Annotated in this window: 26 protein-coding genes; 14 read left to right on the forward strand and 12 right to left on the reverse strand. The window is 55.8% G+C overall.

All coding sequences use genetic code 11. The features are described 5' to 3' along the window. Window positions 1–23: 23 nt before the first annotated feature. On the forward strand, window positions 24–1,514 hold the full coding sequence (locus WA429_RS03865; protein ID WP_101245589.1) for a methyl-accepting chemotaxis protein: 1,491 nt from the start codon (window positions 24–26) through the stop codon (window positions 1,512–1,514). Window positions 1,515–1,738: 224 nt separating this feature from the next. Next, the gene (locus WA429_RS03870; RefSeq protein ID WP_287466814.1) at window positions 1,739–3,091 is read left to right on the forward strand and encodes a PAS domain-containing protein; all 1,353 of its coding nucleotides are present in this window, start codon (window positions 1,739–1,741) and stop codon (window positions 3,089–3,091) included. A gap of 75 nt (window positions 3,092–3,166) precedes the next feature. Here WA429_RS03870 and WA429_RS03875 read toward each other — a convergent pair whose 3' ends face one another. The 6 genes from WA429_RS03875 to WA429_RS03900 all read right to left on the reverse strand — a co-directional run bounded on the left by WA429_RS03875 (window position 3,167) and on the right by WA429_RS03900 (window position 7,982). Then, on the reverse strand, window positions 3,167–3,511 hold the full coding sequence (locus WA429_RS03875; protein ID WP_068518310.1) for a tRNA-binding protein: 345 nt from the start codon (window positions 3,509–3,511) through the stop codon (window positions 3,167–3,169). 151 nt (window positions 3,512–3,662) lie between these two features. Continuing rightward, window positions 3,663–4,115 carry a phasin family protein gene (locus WA429_RS03880; protein ID WP_068518337.1) on the reverse strand — a complete coding sequence of 151 codons (453 nt, stop codon included), beginning with the start codon at window positions 4,113–4,115 and terminating at the stop codon, window positions 3,663–3,665. 228 nt (window positions 4,116–4,343) lie between these two features. Continuing rightward, window positions 4,344–5,030 (reverse strand): TetR family transcriptional regulator, encoded by a 687-nt coding sequence (locus WA429_RS03885; protein WP_287466815.1) that lies wholly within the window; start codon window positions 5,028–5,030, stop codon window positions 4,344–4,346. Between the two features lie 34 nt (window positions 5,031–5,064). Then, entirely contained in the window at window positions 5,065–5,880 is an 816-nt protein-coding gene (proC, locus tag WA429_RS03890) for a pyrroline-5-carboxylate reductase (protein ID WP_114114408.1), read from the reverse strand. 1,068 nt (window positions 5,881–6,948) lie between these two features. After that, window positions 6,949–7,455: a YbjN domain-containing protein gene (locus WA429_RS03895; protein ID WP_170310086.1), complete on the reverse strand. Its 507-nt coding sequence runs from the start codon at window positions 7,453–7,455 to the stop codon at window positions 6,949–6,951. A gap of 200 nt (window positions 7,456–7,655) precedes the next feature. Then, entirely contained in the window at window positions 7,656–7,982 is a 327-nt protein-coding gene (locus tag WA429_RS03900) for an accessory factor UbiK family protein (protein ID WP_287466816.1), read from the reverse strand. A gap of 214 nt (window positions 7,983–8,196) precedes the next feature. Between WA429_RS03900 and rfaD the strand changes: the two genes are divergently transcribed. The 10 genes from rfaD (at window position 8,197) to WA429_RS03950 (ending at window position 18,129) form a co-directional block, all read left to right on the forward strand. Beyond that, complete coding sequence (gene rfaD / locus WA429_RS03905) at window positions 8,197–9,183, forward strand: ADP-glyceromanno-heptose 6-epimerase (protein WP_287466817.1); 987 nt, start codon at window positions 8,197–8,199, stop codon at window positions 9,181–9,183. Between the two features lie 130 nt (window positions 9,184–9,313). After that, window positions 9,314–10,147, forward strand: a complete 834-nt coding sequence (lgt, locus tag WA429_RS03910) for a prolipoprotein diacylglyceryl transferase (protein WP_068518870.1) — start codon at window positions 9,314–9,316, stop codon at window positions 10,145–10,147. Continuing rightward, on the forward strand, window positions 10,144–11,277 hold the full coding sequence (locus WA429_RS03915) for a class I SAM-dependent methyltransferase (RefSeq protein WP_250282071.1): 1,134 nt from the start codon (window positions 10,144–10,146) through the stop codon (window positions 11,275–11,277). Before lgt ends, WA429_RS03915 begins: the two co-directional genes overlap by 4 nt. A gap of 34 nt (window positions 11,278–11,311) precedes the next feature. After that, the gene (gene pgeF, locus WA429_RS03920) at window positions 11,312–12,133 is read left to right on the forward strand and encodes a peptidoglycan editing factor PgeF (protein ID WP_287466818.1); all 822 of its coding nucleotides are present in this window, start codon (window positions 11,312–11,314) and stop codon (window positions 12,131–12,133) included. A gap of 114 nt (window positions 12,134–12,247) precedes the next feature. Continuing rightward, window positions 12,248–13,261, forward strand: coding sequence for a hypothetical protein (locus tag WA429_RS03925; protein ID WP_287466819.1), 1,014 nt, complete (start codon window positions 12,248–12,250; stop codon window positions 13,259–13,261). 338 nt (window positions 13,262–13,599) lie between these two features. Beyond that, entirely contained in the window at window positions 13,600–14,532 is a 933-nt protein-coding gene (locus WA429_RS03930) for a ribose-phosphate pyrophosphokinase (RefSeq protein WP_068518868.1), read from the forward strand. Between the two features lie 123 nt (window positions 14,533–14,655). Next, window positions 14,656–15,279 (forward strand): 50S ribosomal protein L25/general stress protein Ctc, encoded by a 624-nt coding sequence (locus tag WA429_RS03935; RefSeq protein ID WP_068518867.1) that lies wholly within the window; start codon window positions 14,656–14,658, stop codon window positions 15,277–15,279. Window positions 15,280–15,294: 15 nt separating this feature from the next. Beyond that, window positions 15,295–16,080 (forward strand): aminoacyl-tRNA hydrolase, encoded by a 786-nt coding sequence (gene pth / locus WA429_RS03940; RefSeq protein WP_068518866.1) that lies wholly within the window; start codon window positions 15,295–15,297, stop codon window positions 16,078–16,080. A gap of 65 nt (window positions 16,081–16,145) precedes the next feature. Continuing rightward, window positions 16,146–17,249: a redox-regulated ATPase YchF gene (gene ychF, locus WA429_RS03945; RefSeq protein ID WP_068518865.1), complete on the forward strand. Its 1,104-nt coding sequence runs from the start codon at window positions 16,146–16,148 to the stop codon at window positions 17,247–17,249. Window positions 17,250–17,400: 151 nt separating this feature from the next. Beyond that, window positions 17,401–18,129 (forward strand): glutamine amidotransferase-related protein, encoded by a 729-nt coding sequence (locus tag WA429_RS03950; RefSeq protein ID WP_250282078.1) that lies wholly within the window; start codon window positions 17,401–17,403, stop codon window positions 18,127–18,129. A 124-nt stretch (window positions 18,130–18,253) separates the two neighbouring features. Here the strand turns inward: WA429_RS03950 and WA429_RS03955 are convergent, their stop codons facing one another. Genes WA429_RS03955 through WA429_RS03970 form a run of 4 tightly spaced genes read right to left on the reverse strand, consistent with a single transcriptional unit; the run spans window position 18,254 to window position 21,805 of the window. Continuing rightward, window positions 18,254–18,760 (reverse strand): DUF2478 domain-containing protein, encoded by a 507-nt coding sequence (locus WA429_RS03955; protein ID WP_068518864.1) that lies wholly within the window; start codon window positions 18,758–18,760, stop codon window positions 18,254–18,256. A gap of 3 nt (window positions 18,761–18,763) precedes the next feature. Next, the gene (locus WA429_RS03960; protein ID WP_068518863.1) at window positions 18,764–19,804 is read right to left on the reverse strand and encodes a zinc-dependent alcohol dehydrogenase family protein; all 1,041 of its coding nucleotides are present in this window, start codon (window positions 19,802–19,804) and stop codon (window positions 18,764–18,766) included. Window positions 19,805–19,846: 42 nt separating this feature from the next. After that, on the reverse strand, window positions 19,847–20,824 hold the full coding sequence (locus WA429_RS03965) for a rhomboid family intramembrane serine protease (protein WP_287466820.1): 978 nt from the start codon (window positions 20,822–20,824) through the stop codon (window positions 19,847–19,849). A 57-nt stretch (window positions 20,825–20,881) separates the two neighbouring features. Continuing rightward, entirely contained in the window at window positions 20,882–21,805 is a 924-nt protein-coding gene (locus tag WA429_RS03970) for a LysR substrate-binding domain-containing protein (RefSeq protein WP_068518861.1), read from the reverse strand. Between the two features lie 166 nt (window positions 21,806–21,971). On the opposite strand from WA429_RS03970, the gene WA429_RS03975 reads away from it, so the two are divergent. Both WA429_RS03975 and WA429_RS03980 read left to right on the forward strand, forming a co-directional pair. Continuing rightward, on the forward strand, window positions 21,972–22,499 hold the full coding sequence (locus tag WA429_RS03975) for a peroxiredoxin (protein ID WP_068518860.1): 528 nt from the start codon (window positions 21,972–21,974) through the stop codon (window positions 22,497–22,499). A 178-nt stretch (window positions 22,500–22,677) separates the two neighbouring features. Continuing rightward, on the forward strand, window positions 22,678–23,214 hold the full coding sequence (locus WA429_RS03980) for a carboxymuconolactone decarboxylase family protein (protein ID WP_068518859.1): 537 nt from the start codon (window positions 22,678–22,680) through the stop codon (window positions 23,212–23,214). 85 nt (window positions 23,215–23,299) lie between these two features. On the opposite strand, the gene WA429_RS03985 is transcribed toward WA429_RS03980, so the two are convergent. Both WA429_RS03985 and WA429_RS03990 read right to left on the reverse strand, forming a co-directional pair. Beyond that, entirely contained in the window at window positions 23,300–24,106 is an 807-nt protein-coding gene (locus WA429_RS03985) for an alpha/beta fold hydrolase (RefSeq protein WP_287466821.1), read from the reverse strand. Window positions 24,107–24,233: 127 nt separating this feature from the next. Beyond that, window positions 24,234–25,436 (reverse strand): aspartate transaminase, encoded by a 1,203-nt coding sequence (locus tag WA429_RS03990; protein WP_101245600.1) that lies wholly within the window; start codon window positions 25,434–25,436, stop codon window positions 24,234–24,236. Window positions 25,437–25,550: the final 114 nt, after the last annotated feature.

Raw genomic sequence — 25,550 nt, forward strand, 5'->3', positions numbered from 1 at the left:
GATGCTGAGTGAGAGGACATCACATGGGACTTTTCGACTTATTCAAGCGTGGTGACGCCCACGCCGCTGCAAGAACGCTTGATGCACTGGAACAATCGCTGGCGGTTATCGAGTTCGATTTGCAGGGCAAGGTTTTGCGCGCAAACAAGAACTTCCTGTCGGTCATGGAATACGAACTATCCGAGATCGTCGGCAAACCGCACGCGATCTTTGTGCCCGAAGACATCCGCAAGAGCCCGGATTACGAGACCTTTTGGTCCGATCTGCGGGCGGGGTCGTTCAAAAGTGCCGCATTCCCGCGAATCACCAAATCAGGTCGCCAGGTCTGGATCGAGGCCACCTATAACCCGGTGCGCGATCGCAAGGGCAAGGTCGTCAAGATCGTCAAATTTGCGTCCGACATCACCAAGCGTCAGGAAATGTTGGCGAGCTTTGAAGGCAAGGTAAATGCCATCAACCGCAGTCAGGCTGTCATCGAGTTCGATCTGAACGGTACGATCCTTGATGCCAATGACAATTTCCTGTCGGTTATGGGTTATCAACTGTCGGAAATTGTCGGCAAGCATCATCGTCTTTTTGTCGACCGTGATTATGCCAAGAGCCAGGAATATGTCGATTTCTGGCGCGAACTGGCCAAGGGCAATTTCTGTTCGCAGCAATTCAAGCGGTTTGCCAAGGGTGGCAAGGAAATCTGGATCGAGGCATCCTATAACCCGATCTTTGACGCCAATGGCGTGCCTTACAAGGTGGTCAAATACGCCATTGATATTACCGATCAGATCACGCTTCTGACCGATCTTAAAAAGATGATCGACAACAATTTCGGCGAAATCGATCGCAGTCTGAGCGACCTTGATCAGCGTTCCAGCGATGCCTATTCGTCCTGCGAAAAAACATCGGCCAACGTCCAGACTGTTGCTGCCGGTGCCGAACAGCTTGCCGCATCGATTTCGGAAATCTCGCGCAGCATGGCAGAAGCCCGCGCAACCACCGATCAGGTGTTCGAGAAATCGATTGCTGCTGGTGCATCGACCGAAAAAATGAACGAAGTGGTCGCCGCCATGGGCAGCATCATCGATGTGATCCAGGACATTGCAGGTCAGATTAACCTGCTTGCGCTGAATGCGACGATTGAATCGGCCCGCGCTGGTGAAGCCGGCAAAGGTTTTGCCGTTGTCGCCAACGAGGTCAAAAGCCTTGCCAATCAGGTCGCCAAGGCAACCGAACAGATCACAAGCGAGATCGAAGGGGTGCAGAGCATTTCGGTCGAAGTATCCGACGTGCTTGGTGCAATCCGCAACGAAGTCGAAGGTGTGTTGAACAATGTGACCACCATTTCGTCAGCTGTTGAGGAGCAAAGTGCCGTGACCCAGCAGGTGTCAAGCAGCATGCAAAGCATGGCAACATCGGTCGAGCAGTTTTCAAGCAGCGTCAATTTCATCCGCGATGCATCGTCCGCAGTACAAAGCAATGTCGGACGGACCCGCGAAGCGGCCCTGGTTCTGGCGCGCTAACGGGCATATCGGCTTTGGCAATGTTGCCAGGGACCATCGATCTGAAAGGGGTCATGACGGGAAACTGTCATGGCCCTTTCCTTTTTGGATGAGGTTCAAAATCCTATCCATAGGTATGTAGTTTACTCCTCAAATGAGGATGTCTGGATAGGGGGCTGGGCGCTATATTCGCCGCAACGAATATTTGCAACGGCGCATAAAGTTGCTTCTCAGGAGATCCGGCCATGAATTCAATCATTTCCATTATTCGCGAAAATATCGATGTCTCGGACGAGCTGATCGCTGCGATAGATGCATCATTCGCTGTGGTGGAGTTTGATCTGGATGGCACAGTGCTGAACGTCAATGAGAGCTTCATGAAGCTGACCGGCTATGAAGAGGACGAGGTTGTCGGACAGCATCATTCGATGTTCCTGCCCGAAGAAATGCTTAATGGCCCGGATTACGAAATGTGCTGGGCGGATTTGCGGGCGGGCAAGCGCAAACAGGTCGAAGTACCGTGCATCACGAAATCCGGGGACCGTATCTGGGTCGAGGAAACCTATGCCCCGGTGCGCAACAGCGATGGCGAACTGGTCAAGATTGTGCGGTTCGGGGTGAATGTCACGGAACGCCATGAAATGGTTGCCGATCTGCAAGGCAAGGTCGGTGCAATCCGCCACAGCCACGCCATCGTCAAATTTGACGCCAATGGCATCATCCTGAATGCCAACCGGCATTTTCTGGCGGCGATGGGCTATGATCTTTCTGAAGTGGTCGGACAGCATCACAGCATGTTCGTTGGCGAGGAATATGCCAAAAGTTCGGCCTATCAGGCGTTCTGGCGGTCGCTTGCCAATGGCGAGTCAAAAATTCGCCAGTTCAAATATTTCGGCAAAGACGGACGGGAAGTCTGGTTCGAGGCGACCTATAGCCCGGTGCTTGATGTCTATGGCGAGGTGATCAAGATCATCAATCTTGCTGTGGATATTACTGACGAGGTCAGCGAGCTGATTGGCTTGAAATCAACGCTTGAGGTCAATTTCGCCGAGGTCGACGAACATATCGAAGGAGTTGATCGCAAATGCGAAACCGCCGAACAGATGTTCCGTCAGGCCCAGGCCCATCTCGAAGCCAGCAATATCGCATCGGGTGTTCTGGTCGGATGTGTTGGTGAAACGCTGGAACGCATGACCGAATTGCGGTCGGTCTCCGACCATGTTTTCGATACGGTCATCGAAGGCGATGTGGCGGCGGTCGCGCTTGAAAATGCGGTCGACAGGTTGCGTGACGGTGCCGGGGAAAATTCCGAACTGGCAGAACAGATCGATAATCTTGATGAATGCGTCACCGAAAGTTCGCGGATCCTGACGTCATTGCGGCTTGAACTGAAGGAGATGCTGAACCGGATGGCGGTGGTGTCGCTGGCGATCGAGAAACATGGCGATGTTACCGGTCAGATGACCAGTGAAATGCACGGCATTCAGACATCGCTTGATGCCGCCCAGAACGCGATTGCAACCATCGGTCAGTCGACAGAGGAAATGGCCCTTACCATCGGCCGGTCGCGGGAAGCATCCGTCGTATTGGCGCGCTAGTCGGGCGAGGCAGCGCGGCAATGAGCGGGACAGGCATGATCGTGCCTGTCCCTTTTTCATACGGGCGAGCATTGCCTAGAACAGGCGCGCCCCATTGGGGACATCCTGATCCGGGCGGATCAGAACGATGCCCTTGTCGTCTTCGCCGTCGGGGAAGCCCAGACACAGGAATTCGGACATGAACGGGCCGACCTGCTTTTTCGGGAAATTGACCACACCGGCGACCTGGCGGCCGATGAGTTTTTCCGGGCTGTAATATTTGGTGATCTGGGCGGATGTTTTCTTGGTCCCGATTTCCGGGCCGAAATCGACCCAAAGCTTCAGGGCCGGGCGGCGGGCTTCGGGGAATTCCTGGGCGTCGATGACAGTACCGACGCGAATATCGACTTTCAGAAAGTCATCAAAACTGATTTCGCTCACTGTGGGGCCTCCTTGTTTTGCGCAAGCTTAGTCGAGGCACTGACCGTAAATCAATCGGTTAAGGTGGGCGCGATATCCGGCAAAAGAAAAATGGCAGGACCAAAAGGCCCTGCCATCAAGTAGATTACGGGAAGTGTTCAGCGAAAAGCTGTTACTTCGCAGCAGCGGTCTTTTCGATCGCTGCCTTGAATTCATCAAGGGATTCGGTAAAGCGAGCCTGCAGAAGAGAAAGAGCTTCTTCCTGGGACTTGGTTACCAGACCAGAGAGTTCCTTGGCGTTCGAAAGTGCTTCTTCGTATGCAGCTTTCGCGGCTTCGGTCTGCTTGGCAGCCGTTGCCATCGGATCGTCAGCGGTAGTAGCAGCGAAATCCTTGCCCTGGGTCTGTACTTTATCCAGCAGCGTTTTGAAGATTTCGCTCTGACGCTGAGCGACAGCCTGGAACCCGTCGAAGGCCACCTTGTTGGCTTTGGTGAGGGCTTCCACGTTTTTACGCTGGAAAGCCATCATTTCGTTCACGTCAACACCCGGAATTTTGAAATCCGCAGTGTATTTGGTGAAGTCGAGGTCAAAGAACGGGTTGGTTGCCTTTTTTGCGGCGGTCATGGTTTTGCACTCCATCAACATTTGCAACAGGTGTGGAATGAGGCGCTATTGTGCGCCGCACAAATTCAACTGCAATATGCCGGAATGCATCCGATCCGTCAAGGATTATTTTGCACTGCACAATAACTTTAAGGTTAATGTTTTGTGTCGTGATGTTCCCATAGGTTGGGTTGTCCGATTTCCTGCGTCAGATCAGAAACTTAGCCATCCGGCACGGATTGCCTGTTCTTATTGACGGGCATCGGTCGGCTGTGTGTCCGCCCGGCGGGATGATTTTTTCGACCGGATCTGCTGGCATTTTTCAGACAGTTTGCGACACAGTCCCGTCGCCTTGCCCAGACCTTTTTCAACCTGTCCGTCCCAACTGGCGGCCTTGGACAATTCCCGATCAAGATAGGCCATGGTCGGGGCAAAGTCGGTGCTGTCATCATCAAGCCAGTGGCGGAATGTTCTGGCATAGATGGCGGTAAGGCCGGCAACCCGAAGGGATCCCTGAAGGCCTGATGTCCGAAAACCGGCAGCTTCAAGCATCCAGCGCATCGATCCGAAATGGCTTTTAATCGCGCGGATCGAGTCTGCGGGCCCCAGATCCCCCCGTGATTTAAGGATCGAGCGCAAGGCATCACGATGGTCGGCCAGGGCGTCAAACCGCGCCATGATCACCGCAATCAGCCGGTCATGGCCGGGTTCGGCAAAGTCATCCTCGTGAAGATCGGCCAGGACTTCGTGGTCGATCCGGGCGATGAAGCGGCGCAGGATATCGGCCTTGCCACCGACATGGGCGTGGCAATCGGCGATGGTCACGCCCGCGGATTGGGCAATGTCGATGATGGTGACGTCATGCCAGCTTTTTTCTGTTGCCAGTTTCAGGGCGGCATCGATCAGGATATTGGGGATATCCTTTTTGGCGGGCATGACGGTCTCCAATCTTTTTGGGTGTCGTTATCAATCAGCCGGCAAGTTCGACCGACCGTTTGCGTGCAGCTTCGACCGCGCGGGTCATCAGTTCGGGCAGGCCGGTTGTCTGATCCATCAGAACATCAAGGGCCGCGGCAGTGGTGCCGCCCGGACTTGTGACATTCTGACGAAGGGTGGCAGCGGTTTCTTCGCTGGCATCAAGCAGGAAGCCAGCCCCGATCACGGTCTGCCGGGCAAGCAGCATGGCCTGTTCTGCCGGAAGGCCGGCTGCTTCGCCAGCCTGTGCCATGGCTTCGACCATATGGAAGATATAGGCCGGACCGCTGCCCGAAAGGGCGGTGACCGCATCCATCAGGCTTTCATCTTCGACCCAGGATACCAGCCCGACCGTGGCCAGCAGGGTTTCGCACATGTCGCGCTGGGCGATGCTGACATTTTCGGTCGGGCACATCACGGTCATGCCGCGCGAAACCGCCGCCGGGGTATTGGGCATGGCGCGCACGATGCGGGCAAGCTCGCCCAGATGGCGTGCGAAAAATTCGATGGTCTTGCCCGCGGCAACCGACAGGAACACGGTTTCTGCCCGGACCAGCGGTTTATAGGCGTCAATCACATCGGGAAGGACCTGTGGCTTGACGGCAAACAGAACGACCTGCGGGATAAAGTCCTGCGGAACATCGGCGACATCGGTGATGCCATTGATGCCATAGCTGGTGGCAAGTTTCTCGGCTGCTTCGGGTTGTTCGACAATATAGACATTGTCGGCCTTGAGCCCCTGGGCCAACCAGCCTTCAAGCATGGCACTTCCCATTTTGCCACAGCCGACCAGTAAAAGACGCGTATTCATGAAATCTGCTCCGCTTTATCCATCGGGTTCTGTTGAGTGTGTTGCGATCAACAGTCGTCAAGCAATGCCGTAGCGATCTTCTCAAGGTGGGTCAAGTCGCAGCGAAGGACAAGTGGTCTTGTCCCGATGCTGTTGAAAAAACAGGTTTTAGCCGCTTTGCGGATGGTTTGGCTGGCAAGTGCGGCCTTTGCCGGATTTTGTTTCGCCCGACCCCGTTCTGCCATGGCGATTACGGGCAATCTGTTGCGCAGGCAAGGCCGCGGAAAGTGGTGAAAAAAATCAACGGCCAACAAGGATGAATGGCAATGGCGTCACGCCCCTGTCAAATCCCGGCGGGGTTTCGGGGCGCGGGTTGGCTGCGGATTGAGTGTCAGGGCGTTGGAATGTCGGGGACTAGCGATATCGCGGGACCGGGGACCCGGCACCGGGTTGGCAGGATAACGGCGATTGAGGCGTCGGGATGTGGGGGCATATCGGGTGCCGGGTTGGTCAATCCATGCTCCGATCTTAACCCCGGTTTCGGCTCCGGCCTCGGTCTCGGCCCCGGTTCCGGCATCCGCCTCAACCGCAGCCTCAGTCTCAGTCTCAGCCTCAGCCTCAACCTCAACCTCAACCTCAACCTCAACCTCAGCCGCAGCTTCATGCTCAGCTTCTGCTTCAACAACGGTGACAGGCGGACATGGGATGCGCGCTGTCTGGCGGTTCGGTTCGGGCCGTGGCGTGCGAGGGCGGTGGGGTTGGGGCGCGGACCTTGTGATCCGGCCGGGGCGCGGCGACCGGCGGGGGATGGGGAGGCAAACTGTCTGGCGCCGCCGCCTTACCTTGCCGGGAGGCGTTGGTGGTGTTGGCGATCACGTGGACGGGGTGCTCGGGCCGGGCCCCGTGACAGGAAGCGGTACTGGACATGGAGGGCAGGTTTCAGATTCGCATGCGCCAAGCACGGACCGGCGATTATGCCGGTCGCGGTTGCAAAGAGATTGGCGGTTTGAGGGGAGGCGGTCTGTTGCGGCCCGGCATTGATCAAAAAGGGCTGGGCCGCACATATGCGAAACATATGCGAAAGGCGGTTTATGCCTGTCCGGCCGGTTCAAGCATGGCGTGGGTCAGGGCTTCGTCAGGTGACTTGCCTTGTCCAAGCACGAAGTTGAAGGCCGGGAAGAAGCGTTCGCATTCCGAAATCGCGATATCGATCAGTTCTTCGAACTGTTCGACCATCGGCGGGACATCGCCACCAAACAGCAGGGTATGACGGAACAGCGGCATGTTTTCTTCGAGCCACAATCCGAAATGCCCGATCCAGAGCTGTTCATTGCATTTGGTCACCAGTTCATACATGCGCGGACGCAGCGGTTCTGGCACAAACAGATCAAAGCAGCAGGCAATATGCAGTGCTTCGGCATCGTCGCGCCAGGTGAAATAGACCAGATAGGTACACCAGTGGGCCGGAATTTCGACCACCACCTCGTCTGAGCTGCGTCGTTCCAGATGCCATTGGTTCGTGCGGGCGATATCTTCGACAAGAAGCAACGGATTTTCGTCGCCCAGGTCGCCAATATCCTCCATTTGGTCGTTCATATATACCCAGCCTGTATCAGCATGTGCGAAAGGGCGCGCACTATATGCCGGTGCCCGCCGTCTTTCAACCGTCCCGCGACGCAGGACAGCAATGAATTTCGGAAATGGGGTCAACCCTGATCCGTTTTATCGGTCTGATCGACCTTTCCGCGATCCTGATAAGACGGTCTGCATCCCTTTATGTGGGGATTAAACCGCGCTTAGGAGTCTTTTTTTGCAGCTGATTTTGATGCGGTGCGTTTTGCCGCCGGTTTGCTGGCCGGTGCCGCGGCGGATTCCGCAGTTTCAAGGCGCTTTTCAAGATCGGTAATGCGGGCTTCAAGCGCATCGATGCGTTCGGCGGCCTTGATGGCAACGTCGTGAACAACGTCGAATTCTTCGCGGGTGACCATATCCATGCCCATCAGGATTTTTTCAAACTGCTGACGGACAAGGGCATCAACTTCGCCTTTGACGCCGGTCATCGTGCCCAGCGCAGAATTGGTCACACGGGTAAGGTCGTCGAGAATGCGGTTGTTGATCTGCATTGTTGTGGTCTCCGGCTTTTGGATCAAAGTGTTGCGCATAATATGGGTGTTTGGCCTGACAGGGCAAGCCGATCATCCGATCAGTCGCAGCAGGTTTTGTTATCAGTTTGACGATATCGTGATTTTAAGTGGCTTTTCTTGCTCCAGATCAGGGGCGGTCCTATAAAGTGACCAGAAAATTTGATTAATGGGTTGAGCCCGCCAGGAGAATGCAATGCTTATCGTCACCGGTGGTGCCGGTTTTATCGGTTCCAATATTGTTGCTGCCCTTGAAGAACGCGGTGAAACCGAAATTATTGTCGTCGATCGTCTGCGCGACGGTATCAAATGGAAAAACATCGCCAAACGCAATCTGCGCGACATTGTTCATCCCGATGATTTGCCGGCATTTCTTGAAAAGCATTCCGGGGATGTCGAGGCCATTTTCCACATGGGCGCGATTTCCGCGACCACGGAAACCGATGCCGACAAGATCCTGAACAACAACCTGAAACTGACGACCTGGCTTTGGGAATGGTGTTCGCGTCATTCCGCGCGCCTGATCTATGCATCCTCTGCCGCGACCTATGGCGATGGCAAACAGGGGTTCGATGACAGCTTTGATGCCGACGATCTGGCAAAGCTGGCACCGCTTAATGCCTATGGCTGGTCGAAACATGCGACCGACCGCCGGTTCCGTCGCATTCTTGATCAGAACGGTTTCCGCCCGAAACAGTGGGCAGGGCTTAAATTCTTTAACGTTTATGGCCCGAACGAGTACCATAAGGGCGGCATGCGGTCGGTCGTCTCGCAGATGTTTGACAAGCTGTCAGCCGGTGAAACGGCCACACTTTTCAAATCCCACCACCCGGATTACGAGGATGGCGGGCAGTTACGCGACTTTGTCTGGGTCGGTGATGTCGTCAATATCATCATGTGGCTGTATGACAATCCGGAAGTCAGCGATCTGTTCAATATCGGGACCGGCAAGGCGCGCAGCTTCAAGGATCTGGCATTGGCGGTGTTTAGCGCCATGGGCAAGGAGCCGGTGATCAATTACATCCCGACGCCTGAAGCCATCCGCGACAAGTACCAGTATTTCACCGAAGCCAATATGGCCAAGCTGCGCAAGGCCGGTTACGCCGCCGAGATGACATCGCTTGAAGAAGGGGTGCGTCTTTATATTCAGGATTATCTCGCGACCGAGGACCCGTTCCGGTAATTGCCGGATGTGTCGCAGCAAGGGCCAAATCGCACGATATCGTCAGCCGGTTTGCCATGATGCTGCCCATATCCTTTGGGACACGAACATCATCCATTTTGACAACTGATTGCCAACCGGAGTTTTCCCGATGCTCAGCCTTGCCTTTCCGGCGATAGACCCGATTGCGATTTCCATCGGCCCGATTGCCATTCGCTGGTATGCGCTGGCCTATATTGCCGGGTTGCTGCTGGGGTGGAAATATGTGGTTTATTACTGCACCAAGACGCCTAACATCATGAGCAAACGCGATGTGGATGATTTGCTATTCTGGGCAACGCTTGGTGTGATCCTTGGTGGCCGGTTGGGCTATATCCTGTTTTACAATCTGGATTATTACCTTGAGAACCCGGCCAATATCCTGAAGGTCTGGCAGGGCGGCATGGCATTCCATGGCGGCTTTATGGGGGTGATTGTTGCCATCATCCTGTTTGCGCGCAAACGCGGGATTTCGATCCTTGCCGTGCTGGATGCCGCCGCGGTGGCAACCCCGATCGGTTTGTTCTTTGGCCGGATTGCCAATTTCATCAATGGCGAACTGTTTGGACGCACAACCGATGTGGCCTGGGGGATTGTGTTCCCCAATGGCGGACCCGAACCGCGCCATCCCAGCCAGCTTTATGAAGCAGCCCTTGAAGGGTTGATCCTGTTTGTTGTGCTGTTTGTTCTGTCGCGCAGTGCGTTTGTACGCCATCGCCCGGGTATTCTGGGCGGCACGTTCGTTGCCGGCTATGGCATTTCGCGGATCATTGTCGAATTCTTCCGTCAGCCCGATGCGCAGCTTGGCTTCCTTGCCGGCGGGGCAACCATGGGGCAGCTTCTGTCGGTTCCGATGGTGCTGGTTGGTGTCGGATGTATTGTCTATGCGATGAAATCAGCCCCGATTGAAACCCGCCAGCATCCCAAAGAGGCAGAAGCCGCGTGAGCCAGGTGCCTGAAACCCCGTCGCCACTTCTTGATCATATCAAACGCCGGATCGCGCTTTCCGGGCCGATCAGCATTGCCGATTTCATGAATGAGGCCCTGGCCCATCCGGAATATGGTTATTACCGCAAGCAGGACCCGTTCGGGCGGGCCGGTGACTTTATCACCGCGCCCGAAGTCAGCCAGATGTTTGGCGAACTGATCGGGCTGTGGGCGGCGGTAAGCTGGCAACAGATGGGCTGTCCGCCCAAGATTGATCTGATCGAACTGGGACCGGGGCGCGGCACCTTGATGGCCGATGCCCTGCGGGCGGTGCGCAATGTGCCGGGGTTTGGGGATGCGCTGACCGTGCGGTTTGTCGAAACCAGCCCGGTTTTGCGTACCCATCAGCAAACCGCCATCATGGCATCGGGCATACCGGCAACATGGCATGAAGCGTTTGACGATATTCCGGTCCGTGCGGATGTTCCGGCCATCATCATCGGCAATGAATTCTTTGATGCATTGCCGATCCGCCAGTTCGAGCGCGGCGATCATGGCTGGGCAGAGCGGCTTGTCGGTGTTGATGCCGACAGTGGTGAACTGGGATTTGTACGCGGGCGTGAAACACCGGTGACCGATGCGCTGATCCCTGCGACCTTGCGCGGGTCTGCAAAAAAAGGTGACATCTTTGAAAGCTGCGCGCCGGCAATTGCCATCGCCGATCAGGTCGCGCGCCGTCTGAATGAAACCCACGGGGCGGCACTGTTTATTGATTACGGTCATCCAAGCAGTGCCTTTGGCGATACCTTGCAGGCATTGAAGGGGCATGAATATCATCCGGTCCTGCGTGATCCGGGGGATGCCGATCTGACGGCGCATGTGGATTTTGCCGCCATCGCACGGGCGATGAACGAAGCCGGGGCACGAACCGGTGCGGTTCTGACCCAGGGGACGTTTCTCAGGATGCTGGGCATTGAACAGCGTGCCGAGCTCTTGAAAACCGGTGCCGATGACCAGCAGGCGGTTGCGATTGACCAGGCGCTGGCGCGACTTGTTGATGCCGATCAGATGGGAACGCTTTTTAAAGTTCTGATCGGGTATGGTCGCGAGACCACGCCGCCACCTTGCGTCAGCGGTGTCGCAGGATAAATACCGACCATTCAAACCTTGGAGCCCGCAAACCATGACCCATCCGATCACTGACGGTATTGAACGTTCGTCAAACGGTCTGATCTGGTTTGAAGCCGAACGTCTTTCGGGGAGCGACGGGGTGCGCCACGGGTTCCTGAGCCGCAAGGGCGGGGTCAGTGATGGCATCCATGGCGGGCTGAATGTCGGGTTCGGGTCAGATGATGACAAGAACCGGGTGGCCGAAAACCGGGCCCGCGCGGCATCGGCCTTTGCAACGGATGCGCAAAACCTGACGACGGTGTATCAGGTTCATGGCACCGATGTTGCGGTTCTTGACCGGCCGCTTTCACGTGACGAGGCCCCCAAGGCCGATGCGATGGTGACAGACCGGCCGGGTATCATGCTGGGAATTCTGACCGCCGATTGCACGCCGGTTCTGTTTCATGATCGGGTTGCGGGCGTGATCGGCGCGTGCCATTCCGGATGGCGCGGATCATATGGCGGCATTTCGGCCAGCACGGTTGCGGCGATGGAAAAGCTTGGTGCGAAGCGCGAAAATATCACCGCCGCTGTTGGCCCGTGCATTGCGCGAAAATCCTATGAAGTGGATGGCGCGTTTCGCGAGACCATTCTGGGCGGCCCGGAAGGCAGTGATGATTTGTTCGATCCATCGGTGCGCGACGGGCATTTCATGTTCGATCTGCCCGAATATGTACGCCGCCGGACCATTGCGACCGGTATTGCATCGGTCGAACTGGTGGCGCGCGATACCCTGGCTGAAGAAGACTTGTTTTACAGTTATCGCCGGACCACGCTTCGCAAGGAGCCCGATTATGGCCGGCAACTTTCCGCAATCATGTTAACCGAGGCGTAGGGCCGCAAACGGTCCTGGGGGATACGTCATGCCGCATATGATTATGCTGTTTTTCTTTATGATCATCGTGACCATGGTCGGTTGCGTTTTGATGTGAATATATTAAGTGACGTTATGAAATCGATCCTCCGTTCCCTTGTTCTTTGCATGTTGATGTTGGCGCCGCTGGCGGCGTGTGGTGATTTGCCCCGCCCGTTCGAGGGGGCCGGACGCGAAGGTGATCCGTCGCTTCTGGAATTGCGCGATGCCGGAACGGTTCGGGTCGAGGCAGGGGATGATTTGCCGGACGGGGCATCGGCACATCTGGCGCGGGCGATGGCGCGTGCCCTTCGCAATCGGGATATCCCGGCCTATAGCGACAGTCTGATTGGCGGGGATTATATCCTGCGTCCCAATGTGGTGGCCAATCTGGTCGAAGACGGCGCGAAGCTTGATGTGACCTGGGTTTTGATGAGCCCGGACGGGCTTGCGATCGATACCGCGCGCGCCCAGGGTGAATTGTCTGCCGAACAATGGTTTGCCGACAGTCCGAACGGCCCGGAAGAAAGCAATCTTGCCCTGCCCAAGGAGTTTGCCGAGAAAGTGCGCGAGCTTGACGGCATCAAGGAAAACCCGATCCACAAGACCTATGACGGGCTGGTGGCCGAGTCCGCCGATCAGATTGCCTTTATGATTACCGGCGACCGGTCGGCCTTCAAGGCGGCACCCTTCATGAAGATTGCCCTGATCGATTTTGCCGGTGCGCCGGGTGACGGGAACACCGCCCTTGCGCGGTCCGCCGGGGCCTTGTTGCAGTCAAAGGGCATTCTTGTCGATAACAAGGATATCGGCGAACACAGTGTCATTCTGTCTGCGACCATTGATGTCAGCCCGATTGAAAACGGTCAGAAACCGCCGGTCGACAAGGTTTCGATCGAATGGGTGATCATGGAACCCGATGGCAGTGAGCTTGGCCAGATGAACCAGAACAATGTCGTGCCCCATGGCAGTCTTGATAAATACTGGGGGGCGGTGGCGTCACTTGCGGCACAGGCCGCGGTCGAAACCCTTGAAGGGGTTCTGGGGCAGATTGCCACGCGCAAGCAATTGCAATTGCGCGCAGATAAAAAGACACTTTCGTCGCGATAGGGCAGTTTGAGAACCGGGCGAGAACCGGACAGGAACCGGGAGACGGGCCGGGATGATCGCCTGATGCATGACTGCCTTGTCGTGATTTGTCACTGGGCCCATTTACAGACTGTTAACGGCTGGTTATAAAGCCGCCGCGATCTGCCAAGGTGCGGGTTTGCCTATATATGGTCTTTGAGTGTCGTGAACATGTCGTCGATCCGGGCGGGGTTTCCCCGGTTTCCGGGCTTTTGGGCGACAAGGCAAGCAGGGAACCATCCCGGCAGAATGCACCGACCCGGATTCGCAATAGAATTTGTTTTTTCGCTTTCCCGGCACCCATTAACCGAGGCCCCGCTATGAAGATCCTCGCTGGTAACAGTAACCGCCCGTTGGCTGAGGCAATTGCTGACCATCTGAATCTGCCGCTTACCCGTGCAGATGTTAAGCGTTTCTCCGATGAGGAAATCTGGTGTGAAATTCAGGAAAACGTCCGCGGTGAGGACGTTTTTGTCATTCAGAGCACCTCTTTCCCCGCAAACGACAACCTGATGGAACTTCTGGTGATACTCGACGCGCTGCGTCGTGGGTCTGCACGTCGCATCACGGCTGTCATTCCGTATTTCGGCTATGCCCGTCAGGATCGTAAATCGGGTCCCCGTACCCCGATTTCGGCAAAGCTTGTTGCCAACCTGATCACGGTTGCCGGTGCAGACCGCGTTCTGACCATGGACCTCCACGCCGGTCAGATCCAGGGCTTCTTCGACATTCCGCTTGATAACCTGTTTGCATCGCCGGTTCTGACCAGCGACATCCGCAACAAGTTCGAAGGCCAGAAACTGGTCATCGTCAGCCCGGATGTCGGCGGTGTTGCCCGTGCGCGTTCCGTTGCAAAACGTCTGGATGCCGAACTTGCGATCATTGACAAACGTCGCCCGCAGGCCGGCGTTTCCGAAGTGATGCACGTCATCGGTGACGTCAAGGATGCGGCCTGCATCCTGGTTGACGATATCGTTGATTCGGCCGGCACCCTTTGCAATGCAGCCGGTGCCCTTAAAGAGCGCGGCGCATCGTCGGTTGCGGCATATGTTTCCCACGGTGTCCTGTCGGGCCCGGCGGTCGAACGTATTGCCAATTCGCCGATGACCGAAGTCGTTACCACCGATTCCATCCGGGCTTCGGATGCGGTGCGTGATTGCGCAAAAATCCGACAGCTTCCGATTGCGCCGCTGATGGCAGAAGCCATTCGCCGTATCTCGGAAGAAAAATCTGTTTCCGTTCTTTTCGATTGAGGGTATAAGGCCCTCGCCGCGGTGGCACCCCTGGAGGCCACCGCGCTTGTTTTCGTGGGCTTTCAGCGGTGATTTTCACCAACCTGCGAAGACAATATTTTACTAGTTCAAGGAGATTTTCCGATGGCAAATACTGTTATCTCTGCGGAAATCCGTGAACGGGCCGGAAAGGGGGCCGCCCGTGCCGTGCGTCGTGCCGGTATGGTCCCTGGTGTTATTTATGGTGCAAAACAGGAACCTGTTCTGTTCCAGATTGACCCGCGTCCGCTTTGGAAACTTCTGCATAAGCCGGGCTTCTATTCTCATGTTCTGACTGTTGAAGTCGGCAAAGAGAAATACGAAGTTCTGCCGCGCGACGTTCAGTTCGACAAAGTTACCGACGAAATCATGCACGTTGACCTTCTGCGCTTTGCAAAAGGCCAGACCATCCACGTTGAAGTTCCGGTTCGCTTCGAAAACGAAGAGAAATCCCCGGGCATCAAAAAAGGTGGTGTTCTTAACGTTGTTCGTCACGATGTTGAAGTCATCTGCGCTCCGAATGCAATTCCGGAAGAGCTGGTCTTCGACCTTTCTGGCGTTGAAGTTGGTGACTCGATCCACATTTCGGCAATTACCCTGCCGAAAGGTGTCGAGCTTGCGATCACCGACCGTGACTTCACCGTTGCGACTGTTGCTGCTCCGTCCGCTCTGAAATCGGAAGAAAATGCCGAATCAGACGAAGACGAAGAAGAAGCAACCGAAGAATAAGATCGAGGTCTTACGATGTTTTTGGTGGTTGGATTGGGAAACCCGGGATCGGGATATGCCGCCAATCGCCACAACATTGGCTTCATGGCGGCGGACGAACTCGTCCGCCGCTATTCTTTTGGTCCCTGGCGCAAAAAGTTTCAGGGCCAGATTTCCGAAGGTGAATTGAACGGTCAGAAAGTTCTGGTTCTGAAACCGGAAACCTTCATGAACCTGTCGGGGCAAAGCGTTGGCGAAGTGCTGCGCTTTTATAAAATTCCGGTCGAAAACGTTATTGTTCTTCATGATGAGCTGGATTTGCCACCGGGCAAATTGCGCGTAAAACGCGGCGGCGGACATGGCGGGCATAACGGTTTGCGATCCATTGACGCCCATTGTGGCAAGGAATATCGCCGCGTTCGTCTTGGCATTGGTCATCCCGGGGACAAATCCCGTGTGCATGGCCATGTTCTTGGGGATTTCTCCAAGGCCGAGCAGGATGGCTGGCTGATGACGCTTCTGGACGGTGTTGCCGCCGAATTCGGGCGGCTGGTCAAGGGTGATGACGGTGGCTTTATGAGCAAGGTCTCGGCCATTGTGAACCCGCCCAAGCCAAAGGCACCGAAAAAGGACAAGCCGGATGCCAAGCCGGCCAAAAAGGATGGCGATGCGGATGCCGGTTTGCAAAAGCGCGACGGCGACGGATTGGATGATTTGTCCGGTGCAGCAAAAGTCCGCGTTGAACGTGCGGACACACCGGTCAGCAATGCTGCTTCGGCCATGGCCGAAGCCCTTGCCAAGGCATTTGGCAAAAAGAAATAGTCTTTCGGTCGGGGGCTGCCCGGGCCGATCCTGATGAACAGAAATTCAAGTGACGGAGCCCGAAGATGGGATTCAAATGCGGTATTGTTGGTCTGCCCAACGTTGGCAAATCGACCCTTTTTAACGCCCTGACCCAGACGGCAGCTGCCGAGGCAGCAAACTTCCCGTTCTGCACCATCGAGCCGAATACCGGTCGTGTCAGCGTTCCTGATGATCGTCTGGACAAGATTGCCGCGATTGCAAAATCGGCAAATATCATTCCGACCCAGCTTGAATTCGTTGATATTGCCGGTCTGGTCCGTGGCGCGTCCAAGGGCGAAGGTCTTGGCAACCAGTTCCTTGCCAATATTCGCGAAACCGATGCGATTGTGCATGTTCTGCGGTGCTTTGAAGATGGCGACATCACCCATGTTGACGGATCGGTTGACCCGGTACGTGATGCGGAAACCATCGAGACCGAGTTGATGCTGGCTGATATGGAAAGCCTTGAAAAGCGCGTTCCGGCCTTGCAGAAAAAAGCCCGTTCCAATGACAAGGATGCCAAGCTGGCGCTTGATCTGATCGAGCGCGCGCTTGTGGTTCTGCGCGATGGCCAGCCGGCCCGCGTGGTTGAAATCAATGGCGAGGACGAAGAAAAAGCATTCCGTATGCTGCAACTTCTGACCAGCAAGCCGATCCTTTATGCCTGCAACGTTGATGAAGACAGTGCGGCAGAAGGCAACGAACTTTCGGCCAAGGTTGCCGAAATGGCCGCAGCCCAGGGCGCGCGTTCGGTGGTGATTTCTGCGGCCATTGAATCGGAAGTGGCCCTGCTTGAAAGTGCCGAAGACAAGAAAGAGTTCCTTGAAGGTCTTGGTCTTGAAGAAACCGGTCTGGCCCGTGTCATTCGCGAAGGCTACAAGCTTTTGAAACTTTTGACCTTCTTTACGGTTGGTCCGAAAGAAGCCCGCGCATGGACCGTGCATGAAGGGGCCACTGCACCCAATGCTGCCGGTGTCATCCACACCGATTTCGAGCGCGGCTTTATCAAGGCCGAAACCATTGCCTATGACGATTTCATCGAATTTAATGGCGAAGCCGGTGCGCGCGATAACGGCAAGCTGCGCCAGGAAGGCAAGACCTATATCGTCAAGGATGGCGATATCTTCCACTTTAAATTCAACGTCTAAGCCGTCCGGATTTCGGATCGAATTCAAGGGCCGTCGCACAATGTGCGGCGGCTTTTCCTTTGGGGAACAGCGTTTTTGACGGCAGGGGGCTTGTCAAAGAGGGCGTGAAACAGATTTAATGACCCCAGTTTCGCACCATGATGAGGACCCGATGAACGAACTGAGTACCAATGATCGCATTTTGCTGATTTTCAATTCGGCCACCGGACAGCCGGGGCGGTTGGGAACGGTTTTGCGCAAATATGGTTACGAGTTCGACATTCGCCGTCCGGGCGAAGGCGATGCCTTGCCCGATGACCTGTCGGGCTATCATCTTGTTGTGGTGTTTGGCGGCCCGATGAGTGCCAATGACGATGATCTTGGCAATGTGCAGGCAATCATGGAATTCCTGCCCAAGGTCGTCGAAAGTGACGTTCTGTATCTGGGCATTTGTCTTGGCGCACAGATGATGGCACGCCATCTCGGGGCGGATGTGGAACCCCATCCCGAAGGCTTGACCGAGATCGGATATTACCCGGTGCAGGCAACCGATGCCGGGCGTGATCTTTTCCCCGACGAGATGATGGTCTATCACTGGCACAGCGAAGGGTTCGGATTGCCCGAGGGCGCGGAGCTTGTAGCGACCGGGCCGACATTTCCCCATCAGGCCTATCACATTGATGAACGTATCTGGGGCATTCAGTTTCATCCCGAAGTCGATGATGAAACCCATGAACGCTGGCTTGCCAATGGCGGGGATAAAACCGACCGACCCAATGGTCAGGGACCCGATGAACAACGCGCCGGACGGATCAAATATGATCAGGCATTCGGGGAATGGTTCGAACGGTTTGCCGCCCGGGTTCTGGTCCGTGAACGCACGACCCTTCAGACCGGATAAGGCCCACGCAGGCGCGGATTGGTTCGTGCAGCCGGGCTGATTTGCTAGCGTGATATCAGGCCGTCATGCCCATTCACCGATTTGCCGATTTTTCCATTGCCGGTCAGGGATCAGCAGCCAGTCATCACGCGTCTTGCAGCAGGCTTGTCTGATGGTTCAGCCAGTCCAAAATTGCCTGTCGATCAAGGTCGAGACTTTCGGCAATGCCGCCATGGAAGTCGGCCCAGGCATCGGCATATTCACCGCGCACCCCGACCAGCACCGGCACGCCCAGTTCAAGGGCGCGTGAAATCACATCGCGCAAACCGCGCCCGTCGGCTTCGCTGCGGCCAAAGCGCGCAACAATCAACAGATCACAATCGGTTTCGACATCGCGTTCAAGCTGTTCGGACAGGGATGACAGGGCATCACCATCAAGCTTGCAGCCCTTTGCCATGGCGCCGCGGTTCTTGGTGATCGGCATTTCATCGCCGCTGCGCAGATTGCGGACATAAACCAGTGTGCCGCAGTCCCGGTCCTTGCGCCGTTTTTGCACATAACCGGCGATGCGGTTGGCATCATAGCCCGCTGCGATATCGGCAAGGATATCGTCAATCGGTTGTTTGGGAAGAAACGCAATACCCGCCAGCATCGATCAGAACCGGTCAATGACAGTGACGCCGGTTCCGGCGAAGTGATCCATATTCATCAGCGCGGTGGCGCCTTCGGCAAGGGTGACACGATCGCCGATCAGTTTTTGCGGGGCCAGTTTGCCGGTCATGATCATGTCGACCATGGCATCATAACGGAATGCCTGCATGCCGTGGCTGCCCAGAATTTCAAGTTCATGGGCAACGACCCGATCCATCGGAACTTTGGCATGGGCATGGTCGCCGGTCATCAGGCCGATCTGGATATGCTTGCCACGTTTGCGCAGGGACGCGACAGAGTTAAAGCAGGTCACCGCACTGCCAAGCGCATCGACCGAGACATGCGCACCGCCGCGCGTGATGTCCTTGATCGCGGTCGGGATATCATCAATTGCCGCGGCATTGAGAACCGCATTGGCGCCAAGTTCCTTGGCAAATTCAAGCTTGGCATCGTCAATATCAACCGCCACCACATAGGCCCCGGCGGCGGCGGCAATCATGATTGCAGACAGACCCACACCACCAGCACCATGCACAGCGACGATCTGACCGGCACTGACCTTGCCCTGGTCAATCACGCCACGGAAGCTGGTGGCAAAGCGACAGCCAAGACTGGCGGCAGTTGCGAAATCCATTTCATCGGGCAGGCGCACCAGATTGGTGTCGGCATAGTCAATGGCGACAAATTCGGCAAAACTGCCCCAGTGGGTAAAGCCCGGCTGGAATTGATGGTCACAGACCTGATGATTGCCGCTGTTGCATTCCGGGCAATGACCACAGCCCGATACAAACGGGACGGTGACCCGGTCGCCTTCCTGCCAGCGTTTGATATCCTTGCCGACCGCAACCACGGTTCCGGCAAATTCATGGCCCGGAACATGGGGCAATTGCACATCGGAATCATGACCCATCCAGCCATGCCAGTCACTGCGGCACAGGCCCGTCGCGCCAACCCTGATCACGACACCGCCATTGGTCGGGGTCGGATCGTCAAGTTTCTGGACTTCGATCGGACCCTGATATTCGGTGAAATAGGCGGCGCGCATGGCAATCCTCCGACGGGGTTAGGGGACCCTTATGGGGTGAGTTCAATTATCGTCCGGGTTGGCGTCTTTATGCAAGCGAACAACTTTCGGAACACCAACAGACGGCTTTGTGGGCTGCTTTTGCTTTGGGCCCGTGGCAGGGCGATAGCGCCCCCAGGGTGATGTATCGCGATTGTCGCCTTCCTTGCCCCACGGGCCGCGCTGATCGTCGCGCATGCTGGCATGTTTTGCCGCACGTTCAGCCTCGTAGGCGGCGGCCCATGGCGGGATGTTGGCCCCCGTGCCAGCGTCGCGGGTCTTGCGGCCGGGGCGATAAATGCCAAAGGCCGGGGCGGGGGAGCCGTCATGCCATAGCGGGATGTTGCGATGCTTGAAAAGCGGGATCAGGGCAAGACCGGCAACGAAACCCGCAATATGGGCAACCCAGGCAATGCCGCCATCGGCACCGCTTCCGAAATTGATGATCTGGGTGACAAACCAGAAACCGAGCACGAAAACGGCGGGCACATAGAAAATGAAAACCCAGAAGAACCAGACCAGCACGCGTGCCTTGGGATAAAGCAGGAAATACGCCCCCAGCACACCGGCCAGCGCCCCGGATGCACCGATCATCGGGATATGGGACTGGGTATCAAGCAAACCATGGCCAAGGGCCGCGGCAATGCCGCAAATCAGATAGAACATCAAAAAGCGGAAATGCCCCATCGCATCTTCGACATTGTTTCCGAAGATCCAGAGATAGAGCATATTACCGCCAAGATGCATCCAGCCGCCATGCATGAACATGGCCGAAAAGATCGACAAAAAGCCAAAGCCCGGCGGGAAGGGGGAGAATTCCGGTGGCAAGTCGGCATGGCCGAAAACAATGGCGGGGATTGCGCCATATTGCAGATTGACCAGCTGGGCCGACCGCGGATCAAGCGAGACGGTAAACAGAAACACCACCACATTGAGCGCAATGATTGCGTAGGTCACCCAGGGGGTGATGGTGGTCGGGTTGTTATCCTTGATCGGTAACATCGACGATAAGCCTGTTTCCTGTTTTACCCGTAAAGCAAATCAATGACGCCGGGCAAATCAGGCAACGTCGGCCTGATGCCGCGGGGTAAGCCGATCACGCAAATAGGTTGCCAATTGGCGATATTCACGTTTACGGGCCGAACTTCTGCGCCAGACCATGCCGATGCGCCGGATCGGGACCGGGTTTTCAAACGGCATGATTTTCAAAAGGTCGGGGCGGCGGGCCTCGACTTCAAGCGACATTTCGGGAAGCAGGGTCGATCCGACACCCGCCGCCACCATCTGAACCAGGGTCGACAGGCTGTTGGCCTGGAAGTCAGCGGATTTGCTCCATCCGGCTTTCTGGCAGACTTCAAGGGCCTGATCGCGCAGGCAATGGCCGTCTTCAAGCAGCAAAAGTTTTTCATCCTTGATATCGGAAATTTCAAGGCGGCTTTTGCTGGTCAGCGGGTTGTCGGGGCTGCAGGCAAAGACGAACTGGTCTTCGAACAGATCAAACTCTTCAAGCCAGGCTTCCTCGATCGGAAGGGCAATCAGGGCAAGATCAAGTTTGCCCGCCGACAGAAGCTTGATCAGGTTGCCGGTCTGGTCTTCGCGCAGGAAGGGCTGCAATTTCGGGAAGCCGGACTTGATCTGGGTCATCACATCGGGCAGCAAATACGGACCTATGGTCGGGATGACGCCGATATGGATCGGGCCCGACAGCGGTTCTGTCGCGGCCTGTGCCATGGTGGTCAGTTCGTCGACTTCCTGAAGAATGCTTCGCGCCCGCGAAACGACTTCTTCGCCCAGCGGGGTGATCAGGACCTGACGCTTGTTGCGTTCGACAAGCTGCGCGCCAAGAAGGTTTTCAAGTTCGTTGATTGCCGCAGACAGGCTGGGCTGCGTGATGAAGCAGGCCTCGGCCGCACGGCCAAAATGGCCGCATTCCGCAAGGGCAACTAAGTACTTGAGCTGCTTGATACTTGGTTGGGCAGCCATAAATTTTTCCTATCACCAACTGAGGATTTATCTATTTGTCTTAGTTAGTCCATTTCACTACAAATCGCCAGCAGGGAGTGCATTTTTTGCACTTGCACACAAGATGACGCGGCCTGTCGGGGGCCGTTAATCGGGAATTTTAACTGGGTTATGGAGTACCAAAATAATGCTTACCGTTGGTGATACGCTTCCTGAATTCAATCTGACTGGTGTTTCGGGCAAAACCCCGGACAGCTTCGCACCGGTGACCGACAAGTCCTATGAAGGCAAATGGAAGATCCTGTTCTTCTGGCCGAAAGACTTCACCTTTGTCTGCCCGACCGAAATCGTCGGTTATGGCGAACTGAACGGTGAATTCGAAGACCGTGACGCGGTTCTTCTGGGTTGCTCGACCGACACCGATTTCGTCCATGCAGCATGGCGTACCCACCACGAAGATCTGGGTGACAGCCCGTTCGTATGGCTGGCTGACGAGAAAAAAGAACTGTCGGCAGCCCTTGGTGTTCTGGCGAAAGATGCCGGTGTTGCCCTGCGTGCGACCTTCATCGTCGATCCGGACAACATCATCCGTCACGTCCAGGTTAACGACCTTAACGTTGGTCGTAACCCGCAGGAAGCCCTGCGTATTCTTGATGCACTGCAGACCGACGAACTTTGCCCGTGCAACTGGAACCAGGGTGACGCGACCCTCTAAGTCGTATTTTACGACTTGGTCCAGACCGATTTTGGGGCCGGACACCTGTCCGGTCCCGTTTTCAGCCCATCGGGAAAATTTGATTGATCCATCTGCCGATATGGTCGGCGGCTTGGTGATGGCTGAAGAGTTTTGTGATTTTCGCTTTCAAAGCAGCAATGAATTCAGGGGTTAAACAATGACTTCTATCGTCGAAATCAAAGACGCAATGCCGTCCTATGCCAAGGATCTAAAACTGAACCTGTCGAGCATGGCCAACAATCCGGGCATGACCGACCAGCAGGTTTACGGCACAGCCCTTGCGTGTGCATTCGCATCGCGCAACGCCAAACTGATCAAGGCAGTTGCCGCCGAAGCAAAAGAAAAACTGTCCGAAGAAGCCATTGAAGCTGCCAAGGGTGCAGCGGCAATCATGGGCATGAACAACATCTATTACCGTTTCGTGCATCTGGTTTCGGATGCCGAATACGGTTCGATGCCGGCCCGCCTTCGTATGAACATCATCGGCAAGCCGGGCATCGACAAGGCCGATTTCGAACTGTTTTCGATCGCGGTTTCGGCGATCAACGGTTGCGGCATGTGCATCGATTCCCATGACAAGGTGCTCAAAGGTGCCGGCGTCAAAAAGGAAACCATCCAGAACGCCATCCGTATTGCATCGGTCATTCATGCGGTTGCGGTCGTGATCGACGCCGAAGACGCACTGGCCGAATAAGCCGACAGAATTCGGGCATAGCCCAAGCAAAAGCCCCGGTTGCATGACGCAGCCGGGGCTTTTTTGTTTGGGCGCTAAGTTGGTGTTAGCCATCGACAAGTTCGGCAAGGCCCAGATGCTTGAGGCTGGCGGCAATCACCTGATCGGGTTGATCGAAATGCGGGATGTGGCCGCAATTCTTGATCAGCATTCCGGTCGACGGGCCGCTGACATTGGCGCAGATGGTGTGGACCTGTTCGTCGCTGCCAAACTGGTCATCATCGCCCTGAATGACCAGAAGCGGGCAGGTGATGCTGGCAAGTTCGTCGACCATGTTCCAGTCACGAAAAGCCGGTTGCCGCCAGGTGTCGACCCAGGCGCTGAAAACGGCATCGGTCTGGAAGAAGTGATGGCGTTCAAGTTTGGTTTTCCAGTCGGTATTGGCATAAATGCCCGCCGCATCATTGATGCCGGCAATGGTGACGTCTTCGACAAAGACGTGGGCGGCCTCGGAAATCACCGCAGTGACATTGTCGGGGAAACGGGCGGCGTATTTAAGGGCAATGGTCGCGCCGTCACTGTGACCAAACAGGATGGGTTTGCTTAGTCCCAGTTCGGTGATCAGTCCGTGCAGATAGACATCGCTTTCGGTGTTGTGGAAATCGACCGCACGGGGAATGTCGCCATAGGCATGCGGGTCGGACCGGCCATGGCCGCGCCGTTCATAGACAATGACAGGATGCCGGGTTGCGGTTGCCAGTTTGGCGGGGAAGTCCCGCCACATGCGAATGGTGCCCAGGGCCTCGTGAAGGAAGATAATGGTCGGGGCATCTTCACGAACATCGGCAGGGGTGATCCGCTGACAGAACAGGCTTATTCCGTCGACGGTGGCGTAGAAGTTCTCGTTGATCATGATGTGTCCGATTTATCGGTAATTCAGTGCGTAATTATTGAATTCGATAATGGACAAAAAAACAGGGCCCGGCAAGTGCCGGACCCTGTTTGGTGATCAATGCCCCGAAATATCGGGTGCAGAAACCTTATTTCAGTGCAGCGCAAGCACGTTTGATACGTGCGCATGCTTCGGTAAGGGCCGCATCGGACGTCGCATAGGAAATGCGGAAATACGGAGCCAGACCGAATGCCGAACCCTGAACCGCAGCAACGCCTTCTGCTTCGAGCAGGTAGGTGACGAAGTCGGTGTCGGTTTCGATTTTCTTGCCATCCGGGGTGGTTTTGCCAATCGCGCCCGCGCAAGACGGATAGACGTAAAACGCACCTTCCGGGGTTTTGCACGACAGACCTTCGCATTCGTTCAGAGCTGCGACAACAAGGTCACGGCGCTTTTTGAAGACTTCTGCGCGTTCTTTAAGGAAGTCCTGCGGACCGCTAAGCGCTTCGATCGAAGCAGCCTGGCTGATCGAGGAGGTGTGGGTGCTGGACTGCGACTGGACCTTGTTGATCGCTTTGATCAGGTCTTTCGGGCCGGCAGCATAACCAAGACGCCAGCCGGTCATCGCATAGGATTTCGACACACCGTTACAGGTCAGCGTACGCTCTTTGAGTTTCGGCTCGATCTGGGCGATGGTGGTGAATTCGAAACCGTCATAGACGAGGTGCTCATACATGTCGTCAGACATGACATAGACGTTTTCGTGTTTCAGAAGAACGTCGGCAATCGCACGCAGTTCGGCACGCGAATAAGCCGCACCGGTCGGGTTCGACGGCGAGTTCAGAACAACCCATTTGGTTTTCGGCGTGATCGCGGCTTCGAGCTCGGCGGCGGTGATTTTGAAGTCGTTTTCTTCCTGGCATTCGACCACGACCGGGGTGCCTTCGGCCATCAGGGTCATGTCCGGGTAGGAAACCCAGTACGGAGCCGGGATGATGACTTCGTCGCCCGGGTTCAGCGTTGCAAAGAACGCATTGAACAGGGTCTGTTTGCCACCACAACCAACGGTGATTTCGTCGATGGTGTATTCCAGGTCGTTTTCACGCTTGAACTTCTCGACAATGGCCTTGCGCAGCTCGGGAGTGCCAGCGACCGGAGTGTATTTGGTCTTGCCAGCATCGAGTGCCGCCTTGGCAGCTTCTTTGATGTTGTCGGGGGTATCAAAATCCGGCTCACCTGCGCCAAGGCCGATCACGTCAACGCCTGCTGCCTTGAGTTCAGCGGCCTTGGTGGTTACGGCAATGGTGGGAGATGGTTTGATACGGCTCAAACGGTCGGCAATAAACGCCATTGGTCTGTTTCCCTGGAATGAAAAAAGAAGTGAAAAGAATCGCGTTCTTTCGGATCGGACCCTACGCCTGCCTTAAATGCAATTCAAGGCAGTTTGTCGCGTTTTGCGGGTTCT

This window comes from Thalassospira sp. CH_XMU1420-2 (genome assembly GCF_037029325.1).
GTDB classification, from domain to species: domain Bacteria; phylum Pseudomonadota; class Alphaproteobacteria; order Rhodospirillales; family Thalassospiraceae; genus Thalassospira; species Thalassospira povalilytica.

Excerpts from the sequence above, each read along its gene's own strand:
- lgt (WP_068518870.1), top strand. The coding sequence starts at position 9,314 with ATGCTCAGCCTTGCCTTTCCGGCGATAGACCCGATTGCGATTTCCATC.
- WA429_RS03925 (WP_287466819.1), top strand. The coding sequence starts at position 12,248 with ATGAAATCGATCCTCCGTTCCCTTGTTCTTTGCATGTTGATGTTGGCG.
- WA429_RS03965 (WP_287466820.1), bottom strand. The coding sequence starts at position 20,824 with ATGTTACCGATCAAGGATAACAACCCGACCACCATCACCCCCTGGGTG.
- WA429_RS03985 (WP_287466821.1), bottom strand. The coding sequence starts at position 24,106 with ATGATCAACGAGAACTTCTACGCCACCGTCGACGGAATAAGCCTGTTC.
- WA429_RS03990 (WP_101245600.1), bottom strand. The coding sequence starts at position 25,436 with ATGGCGTTTATTGCCGACCGTTTGAGCCGTATCAAACCATCTCCCACC.
- WA429_RS03980 (WP_068518859.1), top strand. The coding sequence starts at position 22,678 with ATGACTTCTATCGTCGAAATCAAAGACGCAATGCCGTCCTATGCCAAG.
- WA429_RS03895 (WP_170310086.1), bottom strand. The coding sequence starts at position 7,455 with ATGAACGACCAAATGGAGGATATTGGCGACCTGGGCGACGAAAATCCG.
- WA429_RS03900 (WP_287466816.1), bottom strand. The coding sequence starts at position 7,982 with ATGCAGATCAACAACCGCATTCTCGACGACCTTACCCGTGTGACCAAT.
- WA429_RS03935 (WP_068518867.1), top strand. The coding sequence starts at position 14,656 with ATGGCAAATACTGTTATCTCTGCGGAAATCCGTGAACGGGCCGGAAAG.
- pth (WP_068518866.1), top strand. The coding sequence starts at position 15,295 with ATGTTTTTGGTGGTTGGATTGGGAAACCCGGGATCGGGATATGCCGCC.
- WA429_RS03970 (WP_068518861.1), bottom strand. The coding sequence starts at position 21,805 with ATGGCTGCCCAACCAAGTATCAAGCAGCTCAAGTACTTAGTTGCCCTT.
- WA429_RS03865 (WP_101245589.1), top strand. The coding sequence starts at position 24 with ATGGGACTTTTCGACTTATTCAAGCGTGGTGACGCCCACGCCGCTGCA.
- WA429_RS03880 (WP_068518337.1), bottom strand. The coding sequence starts at position 4,115 with ATGACCGCCGCAAAAAAGGCAACCAACCCGTTCTTTGACCTCGACTTC.
- WA429_RS03955 (WP_068518864.1), bottom strand. The coding sequence starts at position 18,760 with ATGCTGGCGGGTATTGCGTTTCTTCCCAAACAACCGATTGACGATATC.
- proC (WP_114114408.1), bottom strand. The coding sequence starts at position 5,880 with ATGAATACGCGTCTTTTACTGGTCGGCTGTGGCAAAATGGGAAGTGCC.
- pgeF (WP_287466818.1), top strand. The coding sequence starts at position 11,312 with ATGACCCATCCGATCACTGACGGTATTGAACGTTCGTCAAACGGTCTG.
- ychF (WP_068518865.1), top strand. The coding sequence starts at position 16,146 with ATGGGATTCAAATGCGGTATTGTTGGTCTGCCCAACGTTGGCAAATCG.
- rfaD (WP_287466817.1), top strand. The coding sequence starts at position 8,197 with ATGCTTATCGTCACCGGTGGTGCCGGTTTTATCGGTTCCAATATTGTT.
- WA429_RS03960 (WP_068518863.1), bottom strand. The coding sequence starts at position 19,804 with ATGCGCGCCGCCTATTTCACCGAATATCAGGGTCCGATCGAAGTCCAG.
- WA429_RS03975 (WP_068518860.1), top strand. The coding sequence starts at position 21,972 with ATGCTTACCGTTGGTGATACGCTTCCTGAATTCAATCTGACTGGTGTT.
- WA429_RS03930 (WP_068518868.1), top strand. The coding sequence starts at position 13,600 with ATGAAGATCCTCGCTGGTAACAGTAACCGCCCGTTGGCTGAGGCAATT.
- WA429_RS03885 (WP_287466815.1), bottom strand. The coding sequence starts at position 5,030 with ATGCCCGCCAAAAAGGATATCCCCAATATCCTGATCGATGCCGCCCTG.
- WA429_RS03870 (WP_287466814.1), top strand. The coding sequence starts at position 1,739 with ATGAATTCAATCATTTCCATTATTCGCGAAAATATCGATGTCTCGGAC.
- WA429_RS03950 (WP_250282078.1), top strand. The coding sequence starts at position 17,401 with ATGAACGAACTGAGTACCAATGATCGCATTTTGCTGATTTTCAATTCG.